The following is an 11,403-nucleotide window of genomic DNA, read 5'->3' on the forward strand; positions in this document are numbered from 1 at the left end:
CCCTTCAGCGCTCGGTGATGCATGCCGCCTCACTTCCCGAGGAATTCGCGCATCGAATCGGCGTCGATGTCGCCGCTTTCGAGCTTGGCCAACATCTGATCGAAGGTCTCCTCGACCTCTCCGTCGATTTCGGCGGTTGTTCCCGTCAGCTCCGCGATGCGCGCGGCCATCTCATCAGGAGTGGAGTAGCTGAACATGTCCGAGATATTCAGTACGTCGCCGAAACTCGCATTGAGGGCTCGCATGAGTTCGGTCGCCGCGATCGAGTTGCCGCCCAGCGCGGTGAAGGAGTCAAAAACATCGATCTCCCCCAGGCCGAGCACGGTCGCGTAGGTGTACGCGACCACGCGCTCCTGCTCGGTGAACTGATCGGCGGGCTTGCCCGTCAGTTCGATGTTCTCCACGGCGATGCGAGCGACCTCCACACGGTCGGTCCCCCCGGCAGCCTTGGCTTTGGCCTGGCTCCGACGTATCGAGCGGGCGATCGCCTCGGAGAAGCCGAACGGAACGAACTCCTCACCTACGTGCACGAAGATATCGGGATTGAACCGCCCGGGGACAACCCCGGTCACGTCCCGCACGAGCAATTCGTTGAATGCGGAGACTGCCGAACTTGTCGAGAGCATCTCGAAGAACGTCGCCGAGCCGGCCAGGCCGCTATCGGCCGCCATGCCCACCTCGCTCCAGCCGGGCCAGTTGATCGACTTCGCGTTGAATCCGCGTCGGCGCAGGCCCAGCGTATAGGCGTCAAGGAAGGCATTGGCTGCCGCATAGTCGGCCTGACCGGGGCCACCAATGAGCGCCGTCATCGACGAGAAGGAGACCAGGAAATCCAGTTCTGCGGGGTCGGCATGCGTGGAGAGGGCGCGCAGGCCGCCTACCTTCGGCGCGAGCGTGCGCTCGACGTCGGCACTGGTCTTGGTGAAGAGGAACCCGTCGCCGGCGACACCGGCAGCATGCACGATGCCGCGCAGCGGCCCGTGGTCGACCCGCAGCTGATCGAGCGCCTCGCGGACGCCGTCGGAATTCGCCACGTCGAGCGCGACGACGTGGACGGTGGAGCCGCGTTCCTCCAGATCGAGGATGTTGTCGATGACCATCGCCAACTTGCCGGTCGGGTCGGCGGCGCGCAGGCCGTCCCATGCAGCTCGAGACGGCAGCGGTGTTCGGCCCGCGAGCACCAGGGTGAGTGGCTCGTTGCTCACCCTGGCCATCGCAGAGGCGATGACAGACCCGAGCGAGCCCAGGCCGCCGGTGATGAGGTAGTAACCGTCGGCGTGCAGGTCGACGGGGCGAACCCCGCCGACGTCCACGGGCCGCTCGATGAGCTCGGGGGCCAAACGGTCCACCCCACGCAGGGCTACGACGACCCGGCCGGGCACTGTCGAGAGCGACTCCGCGACGATCGCGTCCTGCGGTGTGGTGACGTCTATGTCGACGGCGGTGAAGGTAAAGCTCGGGCACTCGTGGCGCAGCCCCTTGAGCATTGCGAGCCGGCTTGCGCTGCCCGCGTCGATGAACGGCTCTTCGCCGGTGATCTCATGCGCGTGGTCAGCGACGACGACGAACTCCACCGACCCGGTGCAGCGTGCCAGCAACCCGCGCACGAGTGCAGCGAAGGCGTGCAGGCCGTTGCCGACCAAGTGCGTGAGTTCATCTTCAGTCACGGTGTCCCGGCCCGGAGTCGCCGCGGAGAGGTCGATGACCCGGGTGGGCTGGATGTCGCCGAGCCGCTCGAACGCCCAGGCCACGCCCTCCTCGCTTTCCTCGGTTGTGACGTGGCCGATCCCCGCTTCGACGCGCTCGTGGCCGAATTCGATGCGTAGGATCTGCGCGCCCATGGCCCGCTCGGCGATGGCGCCCACCATCGCCTCGTCACCGCCGACAACGAGAATGACACCCGCGGTGTCGAGCTCAGCGCTCTCCAGCACGGGGAGGTTCCGCCAGGTGAGGCTGTAGTGCGAACCCGACACGAATCCGTCCAGTTCCGACACGCGCTTCATGGAGAACTGGTCGACGGTCGCGATGATGTCGCCGGCTTCGGTGACGAGTTCTGTCGTGAAACTCATCAGCTCGCTGCCGCGGGCAGGGATTCGGCGGCTGCGGCAATAGAAGCGCTGGGGGAACGGTCGGTGCACCGTCAGCCCCGAATATGCCATGGGCAGGTACACGCTGGGCTTCATGTGGAGCAGAAAGGGCACCATCGATACGGCGTTGTCCAAGAGTGCGGGGTGCAGGGCGTGGTCGTTGAGCTGGTCCCGGAAGATATCGGGCAGCTCGATGACGCCGTACGCGTCGTCAGGGTCGCTCGCCGAGCGGTGGATGCTCTGGAGGCTCTGCCACGTGGGGCCGAATTCGTTCAGTTTCGGCACGTCGTGCATGATCAGGTCGGGGTCGTCGAGGATCTCCGCGAGTGTCCGCGCCCGGTCGGGCGCGGCCTGGGTGTGTACGCGTGCGGTTCCCCTGGCGTTGACGCCCCAGTCCCCCTCGTCGCCGTCCGTGCGGCTGACGACGTCGACGGAAACGGTGCCGTCCGCGTCGTGCAGGATGATCTGGACCAAGAGGGGGGCTTCGTCCTCGGCGGTCGCGGGGCTCAGGAACATCACGTCATCCAGGACGATCCGGTCAGTTCCCAGGTGATGCCGCAGGCTCTGCAGCATCAGTTCAATGAGCACGGTGCCGGCCACGAACCGGTGCCCCATGATGACGTGGTCGCGTACCGCCCAGTGCTCCTCAGGCGAGAGCGCAGCCTCGTACACACTGAGCCCGCCGGCATCGACGAGGAGCCGGGTGACGAGCGATTGGCCGACCGGCGTTCCGCTTTCAGCGCGTTCGGGTGCGATCTTGCTGGTGCGTGGTACGCCCCAGTGCGGAGTCTTCTCGAACGGGTAGGTCGGAAGCGATGCGCGCCGCCCGGTCCCGCCGTAGAGGGCGGGGAAGTCGACGGCAGCGCCGAGCACGTAGTTCCTGGCCAGCTCGCGCGCCAGCACCCCGGCGGCGAGGCCGTCCGTTTCGGCTAGTTCACTGATGATCCGCTCGCCGGCGCGGTTGAGGTCGCCGAGGTCCCGCTCGCGCACCTCACCGCGGGCCAGCTCGAGCTTGCGATCCGAGACGACCCGGTGCGAGCCGACGAATACGCCACGTGCCGGGTTCTCCGACCAGCCGGCGACACGGCTTTCGGCGAGTTTGGTGCGCAGCTCCTCGACGGTCGAGGCGACGACCACAAGTCGGTACTCGAAATGTCCGCGACCGCATGTCGACGTGAAGCTGATGTCCTCCAAGGGTGCGGTGGGCTGGGCGGCGAAGTACCGGTCATAGGAGTCGAGGTAGCGTCGGAAGGCCGTCTCTGTCTTCGCCGAGACCGTGAACAGCCGCGGCCGGGCGGTCGCCGCGGCCACCGGCACGGTCGGGCGATGGTCGCGGAGCACAACGTGCGCGTTCGTGCCGCTGAAGCCGAACGAGCTGACTCCCGCGTAGCGCGGGGTGTCGCGACGCGGCCACGCGGTGTTGCGGTCGACGACGTAAACGGGCGAGTTGGGGAAGTCGATGTGCGGGTTGGGCTCTTCGAAGTTGACTGACGCCGGGATCACCTCGTGCTGCATGGCCAACAGCACCTTGATGACGCCGGCAACGCCGGCCGCGCCAATCGTGTGGCCGATGTTGCTCTTCGCCGAGCCGATGCCGCAGAACTGCTTGTTGGTGGTCACCTGCGCGAAAGCGTTCGTGAGGCCGAGGACCTCGATGGGGTCGCCCAGCGGGGTTCCCGTCCCGTGCGTCTCGACATACTCCACGGCGGCGCCGTCGATTCCGGCGCGCTTCCACGCGTCGACGATGAGGTCGGCTTGTGCGCGGGGGTTCGGCGCGGTGAGCCCATTGGATGCGCCGTCACTGTTCGTGGCGATGGCGGGAACGATCCCGTAGATGTGGTCGCCGTCGCGCTCCGCTGCCTCGAGCGTCTTCAATATGACGACGGAAGCGCCCTCGCCGAAAACCGAGCCGGCCGCCTTCGCGTCGAAGGAACGGATGCGGTTGTCCGCCGCCACGACGGAGCCCGGCGCGATGTCGCGGGAGAGCAGGTCGTCGATGTCGACCTGGTCGTTGTCGGTGCCGCCGCAGGTGAGGGAGACGCCGCCGGCGATGGCCATCTCGATCTCCCCTGTGCTGAGGTGGTGCATCGCCATCTGCATCGCGACCAGGCTTGATGAGCACGCGGTGTCAACAACATAGGACGGTCCACGCAGGTCGAAGTGATAGTTGATGCGGCTCGCGAGGATGCCCTCCCAAATACCCCCGAGATACGCGCTCTCCGGTCCCACCATGTGGCGGTAGAAGTTCGAGTTGGTGCCGTCGCGGCCCACGAAGCAGCCAGTGCGCGAGCCGCGGATCTGATCTTCGGAGTAGCCGGCGTCTTCGAGGGCGCTCCATGCCTGTTCGAGGAACACACGGTGTTGCGGGTCCATCGTGTCTGCCTCGGTGTCGCTGATACCGAAGAACTGGGCGTCGAATTTGTCGGCGTCGGCCAGGTACGGGCCCACGTACCGCTCGAGATCTTCCATTTCCGGCGAGTGCATGACCCGGTCGTAGAACTCCGCGTAGTGCGCGTTCTCGAAGACGCGATCCTCGACGAGCTTCTCAGCGGGCTTGGACACGAAGCAGTTGCGGTTGTTGACGAGGTTGTCCCAGAACTGCCCGACGTCCGGCGACATCGCAAAGCGGCAGGACATACCGATGATGGCAATCTCCTTCAGCCCTGTCTCCTTGGGTTCGGAGAGCGCCGTGAGAGCGTCCATCGCCTCCTGCTTGGTGATGGCACCTTCAGAGAGTTTCTCGAGGACTATGCGCTTGACCGAGTTCATTACGACGCTCTCTTTGTGCGGAGGGGATGGGAATGGGAGGGGATGGGCCGGTGAGTCATCGATCGATGACCGCATCGATGTCGACACGACCAGTCAGGAACGCGTCGAGGAGATCGGACAGAGCTGTGTCGTCTGAGTCGGACGCCGCAACCGGAGGGATCACCTCGGCTGGCGGTGCAACCCTGGAGGTGATGAAGGCGCTCAGCAGCGCGACGCTGGGGTAGCTGAAGATATCGGCGATGTTGACGGTGTTGGGGAAGCGCGCATCGAGATCGAGCTGGAGCCGCGAGGCCAGCAGCGAGTTGCCACCCGTCTCGAAGAACTGATCGTTCATGCCCACCTCGTCGGTGCCGAGGGTCGAACACCACACCTCGACGACGTCACGCTCGATGGGTTCGAGTTCACGACCGGCGAGGCCGTTGACGTGGACGTCTCGGCCGCGAGCCGCGCGCCGCCGCGGTGCGGTCTCCGTCACAACGGCAGGTGCGACAGAGGAAACGTCGAGAACGGCTTCCAGGTCTGCCCGCTGACGCGCGACCTCGTCAGGCAGGAAACGGGCGGCGATCACCTGCGCTGCGGGTGTGGCGATGGCGGCGGCGAGTAAATCGACGCCGTCCTTGTCGTCGACGAAAGAGGCGATGAAACCCTCACCGGTGATCCCGTGTCGATGCGCCATGCCCGACTCGCTCCAGCCCGTCCAGTCGATCGACACGGCCGGTCGGCCGGCCGCGCGCAGCCGGGCTGCCGTGGCGTCAAGGTAGGCGTTCGCCGCGGCGTAGTCGCTTTGCCCGGGGGCGCCGATGACGCCGGTCAGGGACGAGCAGAGGGCGAAGAAACGCAGCGGGTCGGCATCGGTGTGACGTTCGAGCAGCCGTGTTCCCGTCGTCTTCGGGCCGAGAACGTCCGCAAACGCGTCCCAGTCCTTGGTGATGGCGAAGCCGTCGCCGGCGAGACCTGCCGTATGCAGGACGCCGACGATCGGGCCGTGCTCGGCACGCAAGGCGTCGAGGCAGCGTTCCAACGCGACCTCGTCCGTCACGTCGGCCCGACGCACAAGGATCCGCTCGCGGCGTCCGCCGGTCGCGGCGAGGCGCCGCTCGAGCTGCTCTGGCAGCCCGTCGGGGTCGGTGTCGTCGCACGAACGGGTGAGAAGGGCAACGGTGACGTCGTCGCCGCTCTCAGTGAGCCTGTCGGCGAAGGCCAGAGCCATCCCGCCGAGCCCGCCCGAGACGACAACGAGGCCAGAGATATCGTCGAGCACGTTGGTACCGTCACCGGCCGGTGCTGGGACAAGCGATTGCTCGTGCAAGGTACCGCCGCGCAACGCCATGATGCGGCGGGCTGGAACGGTGCCGAACACGGCGATGATCTCGGCCGCTGTCGTCGCTGAGTCGGTGTCGACGACCCGTAGGCGCAGGTTCGGGTACTCGACAGCAAAACAGAGCGCGGCGGCCGCGACGGCACGTGCGTCCGCGTCAACAGGTTCGCCCGGCCGCACTGCCTGGCCGTGCCGGGTCACAAGGACGATGTCGACCGGGGACCTCAACGAGGCGCGGGCAAGCGCGGTGACCATCCTGAACACCGGGCGCAGCACATGCTCAGTGCGGTCGGCGTCGGAGTCCGGCAGTACGGGGAGGACATGGACGATGCGTGCGATGTTGTCCTTGTCGATCCTGTCCGACCACCACACGCTCGCCTGATCGGTGCCCCAGGCATCCGGCATCGTGACGACGGTGGGCACCCGCGGCTCGAGGAGTTCGGCGAACTGACCGATCGTCTCTGCGTCGCCGGAGAGCAGCATGCTCCCGGCTGGGACCAAATCCCCCGCCGGCACGGCCCGCCAGTCGAGGATGTGGAGGCTCGGGGTGCTGTCGTCAGCGCGCAGAAAGGTGCCGGGGTCCTTCACCCGGCTCACCGAATACCTCTCCACGCGGCCGATGACACGACCGTCGAGGTCTGTGAAACTGATGTCATAGCTGCGCACGTCGGTGCCGGCCGGGAGGTCCCCCACCGGCACGATCCACGAGTACCCCTCGTCTGGGAGGTCCTCGGCGAAGACTGCGCGGCCGAACGCGAGCGGTAGGAACGGTTCAGACTCCCGCAGCAGCCCGAGATTCACTCCGGAGTCGAGGATGGGTGGAAACAGCGTGTAGTGCTTCTTCAGTCGCGAGGTTTCCGGATCGGCCGAGAAACGCAGCAGCGCCTCCCCGCCCGGACCGTAGAACAGTTCGCGGGAGGACCGCCAGTGGGCGCCCTCCGTCTGCACCATCTCGCGGAAGTATGAGACGGACTCCCCCACGGCGTCGTAAACGGTGCGCAGCCGAGCGATGTCGATGTACTCGTCCGGTCGTTCGTCGGGCCGCATCATTCGCGCGTCTGCGCGGCAGTGCTCGACCCAGGTGCGGGTGCCGACAAGTCGGCTGCGGAACTCGAGGGTGAGCACGTCGTCCTGGCGAGTGGCGACACACTGCAGCAGCCGGGTCTCCGCGCCGTGCGTGACAAGCGGGTCACGATAGTGCAGGTTGCTGAGAACGACGCGCCCGCCGAGGAGACGGGACGCGACAACAGTGGCCATCTCGATGACGGCGGTGCCGACGAGCACATGCTGCCCGTTGATGACGTGCTCACCGAGTTCCAAGGTCGTCGCCGCGGTCAACTCGGATTCGAAGACGTCGAGGTCGCGGCCCTCGACGACGTGCCGGTGGACCAGCGGGTGCAAGACCGAGATTCCCGCCGCGGCGACGGAGGGTCCCGCCGGGCGCCAGACTCGCCGGGGCGAACCCTCGTAGGCCGGGAAGCTGAGCCGGCGCACGTCGCGGCCGCTGTGCAGGCGGGCCCATGGCACGCGCGCGCCGCCGACGAACAGATCCGCGAGCCGGTCGAGGGTCGAGCGGTCGGCCGGAGCGGCAGTGGCGGCGACCTTCTCACAGAGCGTCGACGCGTCGCGTGTGAGTTCCCGCTCCCGTTCGAGGTCGATGGCGCTGGGGTCCGTTGGACCCGCGGTGGCGCTCACCCGCACCCGAGCATGGTGGATGCGTGGGTGACTGTGCCCGGCAAGGAACCGATCGGCGAGGGAGAGCAGGGCTGGGGCGGAGTCCGCGACGAAGCACACCCGGTGGTCGAAGGCCGAGCGGCCGACGCTGAGGGTGAAGCCGATGTCGGCCGGTCGGAGGTGGGGCTTGGCGGTGAGTTCATCCCGCAGGGCCAGGACGGCGGCCCGGAGAGCGGCCGGTGACTGTGCGGCGAGCGGGACGGCCGTGGTGACCGGGACCTCAGCGGCGCGCGGTGCCGCGACCGGCGGCTCCTCGATCACGAGGTGCCCGTTCGTGCCGCTGAGTCCGAAAGAACTCACGCCGGCCCGGAGCGGACCGGGGCCGGACCACTCCGTGAGCCGGTCGCAGACGTAGACCGGGCTCGCCGCCAAGTCGAGGGCCGGGTTCGGTGCAGTGAAATGCAGCGAGGCGGGGATGCGGCGGTGCTGCAGCATCAGCAGAACCTTGAGCAGACCGGCCGCGCCGGACAGGGCGTCGAGGTGCCCGACGTTGGTTTTCACGGTGCCGATGCCGCAGAACGCCTTGAGGTCGGTATACGAGGCGAAGGCATCCGTGATCCCGGTGATCTCGACAGGATCACCTAGCTCGGTGGCCGTTCCGTGCGCCTCGATGTAACCGATGGTCGTTGGGTCGATCCCCGCGTCCCGCCAGGCGGAACGGAGCACATCCGACTGGGCTGCGGCGTTCGGCGCGGTGACAGCCGCTGAGGCACCGTCGTGGTTGAGCGCTGCGCCGCGGATCACTCCGTACACGTGGTCGCCAGCCGACAACGCAGCCGCCAGCGGCTTCAACACGAAGGCAATGACACCTTCGCCACCACCGGTGCCGTCGGCGTCGGCGGAGAACGTCCGCGTCCGTCCGGAGGCCGACTCGATGCCGAAGCCCGCCCGACTCTCTTCCGGCGGGACGAGAGTAAGCCTGGCGCCGCCCACCACGGCGGTGTCGACCTCTCCGGCGCGCAGATCGCGGCACGCGGTGACGATCGCCGTCATGGAGGACGAGCACGCAGTGTCTATAACCAGGGCCGGTCCGCGGAGGTCGAGGAGATGGTTCAACCGGCCGGCGATGATCGAGGTGAGCCCACCGGACACTGCCATGCCGGCAGCTGCCGCATCGCGCGGTTCGAGTCCTGCGGTGTACAGTCCCTGAGCCGGAGCAGTGGCGAGGTATACGCCGGTACGCGACCCGCGCAGGGCATCGCCGCCGTAGCCGGCGTCCTCGATTGACTCCATCGCAACGGTCAGGAACTGGCGTTGATGCGGGTCCATCAGGGCTGCCTCTGACGGCGCGAGGACGAACCGCTCCGGGTCGAAGCGGTCGACGTCGTCAAGATAGCCGTAGGGCGTGATCGCCTCGGAGAGGCCTCTGCCGAGTGAGGCGCGCACGAGTTCGTCCGCATCGGCGCGCCGTTCGTCGGGGAAGGCGCGGATGAGGTCCACCCCGCCGGCGAGAGCCTCCCAAAACTCGTCGGGAGAACGGGTCTCACCGACACGGGCCGCGATGCCGATCACGGCAATGTCGATGCGCTCCGACTCTGCCGGGAATTCGGGGTCATCGTCGAGGTTGGCCAAAAGGGCGTCGAAATCCGGGGTGTCCATGCGTCGAACCGCTCAGAGTCCGGTGACGTCGACGTCCGCAAAGATCTCCGCAGTGCGAGTATCCCGGATCAGTTCCTCGACCCGTTCGTCTTGCTCCGCCTGCGATACGCCCTTGGTGCGGAAGATGGTCAACAGCAGCGCGAGAATGGTGCGCGCCTCGTCAGGGGTCGGGGTGCGGCCCTCCCGCTCGAGCTCGGCTCCCAGCCGACGGATGCGTTGGTACGGTTCGATGACGCCCGCCGTGTACGCGGCGTTGTCCGGATTGGTGTTCCGGGTGGCGACGGCCATGCCGAGTGCGCGCGGCACGAACGGGTAGGTCGTGCGTTCGATCATCCGCTCGACGTCGCGGCGGCCCTCTGGTTTGTCCAGAGAGAAGGAGCGGATGTCGGAGTAGGTGTGGCGCATGAACTTCGTGAGGGTGTCGCCCGGGCCGAACTCCACGGCGAAGGTGACGCCGTTCATCCGCAGGTGCCGGAGATCGTCGGTCCAGCGCACGGGTTCGACGACCTGGCGCGTGAGCAGACCGGTGACATCGGCCGCTGAACCGTATGGTCGTCCGGTGACGTTGGAGAGCACGGGGAACGCTGGTTCGGAAAGGATGATCCGGCCGAGCTCCTCTCGAAGCGGCTCGACAACATCCTCCATGAGCGCGCAGTGGAACGGCACGCTGACGTTGAGCAGCACGGAGCGGATGTCGGCGGCGTCGAGCTTGTCCTGAACGGCGAGGACCGCCGAGCGGCCACCAGCGACGACGACCTGCGTGTTCGAGTTGTAGTTGGAGATGCTGACGACCTCGTGTGTGTCATCTGCGGCACGTTCGCAGAGTTCCTGGACCGTCGTGTGGTCCCGGGTTTGAACGGCGAGCATCAAACCGCGACCAGCGGGGACCGCCTCCTGCATGAGCTGTCCACGGCGGCGGGCGAGCCGCACCGCGTCGGCGAAGGGCAGGACTCCAGCGGCGGTCAACGCGCTGATCTCGCCCAGGCTGTGGCCCGCGGCGACGTCAGGGGCGATGCCCGTTCGCGCAGTCCAGGCCCGGTAGAGGGCAACACTGTAGGTCAGGATCGCCGGTTGCGTGTTCGCGGTCTGCGCGAGTTCCTCAGCGGAGGAATCGAAGCAGAGCGCCTCAACGTCGAGGCCGAGCGCCTCGGACGCCTCAGCGAACGTCGCCGCCGCCACGGCATCACTGCCGACAATGTCGCGACCCATTCCGGGGTACTGAGAACCCTGACCGGAAAAAAGATATGCCCGTTTGATCATGCCGAAATTCCCCCGTAGATCCGCATTCGCGAACATTCATCAACGACCCTTGATGGCATCGTTTCCGCACAGGATGGAAAGTAGATTCCCATCCCCGCGGCACCCCCTGGAGCATGGAACCCCATGTCGAGTTACCCTACTGTCTGTGAGGATACTCAGTCAAACACCACGACTCGACTCGAAGAACTTGTAGACGAATTGCGGCTTCGCCGGAAATCGCCGCGGTCGATCCAGCCTTCACCAGCCTTTTTATTGCGCCGGCACATTTCATGGATGCTCCAGGCCCCGCGACGGGGAGCGCAACCGCCGTCTCGCGTTCACACCGAATTCATGCACCCGTCGTGTTCCGAACCGGCTGGGCGCCGTTGTCAGCGCCGTGATGGACAGGAGCGTTTTTACCCCGTAGGTTGACACCCATACTTCGACGGCCGCGGGGGGCGACTGTCCATGGGGGATCTCACCGACGTATCCGGTTGATGCCCATCGCCCCTCGCGCGGACCTGTCAATGAACAGTGAGGCATGTGATGCAGCAGCGCGCCATCGGCTCGACGATCGCCAACATCGCCGACCCCACCCCGCTGCAGGAAGGCATGCTCTTCCACGCCCTCGAGGACCCCACCGGCACCGCCTACCTC

The 11,403-nt window shown here is 66.8% G+C and carries 3 protein-coding genes; all 3 read right to left on the bottom strand.

What is annotated here, in order from left to right; all coding sequences use genetic code 11:
• Positions 1–29: 29 nt before the first annotated feature.
• The 3 genes from K2F54_RS18215 to fabD are packed head-to-tail and all read right to left on the bottom strand — an operon-like array spanning position 30 to position 10,803.
• A complete protein-coding gene (locus K2F54_RS18215; protein WP_220607280.1) occupies positions 30–4,856 on the bottom strand; it encodes a type I polyketide synthase in 4,827 nt (1,608 codons plus the stop codon).
• A gap of 55 nt (positions 4,857–4,911) precedes the next feature.
• Positions 4,912–9,507 carry a beta-ketoacyl synthase N-terminal-like domain-containing protein gene (locus K2F54_RS18220; RefSeq protein ID WP_220607281.1) on the bottom strand — a complete coding sequence of 1,532 codons (4,596 nt, stop codon included), beginning with the start codon at positions 9,505–9,507 and terminating at the stop codon, positions 4,912–4,914.
• A 12-nt stretch (positions 9,508–9,519) separates the two neighbouring features.
• On the bottom strand, positions 9,520–10,803 hold the full coding sequence (fabD, locus tag K2F54_RS18225) for an ACP S-malonyltransferase (RefSeq protein ID WP_308287734.1): 1,284 nt from the start codon (positions 10,801–10,803) through the stop codon (positions 9,520–9,522).
• Positions 10,804–11,403 lie beyond the last annotated feature (600 nt).

The sequence above is a fragment of the Cryobacterium inferilacus genome (assembly GCF_019599185.1).
Lineage (GTDB): Bacteria > Actinomycetota > Actinomycetes > Actinomycetales > Microbacteriaceae > Cryobacterium > Cryobacterium inferilacus.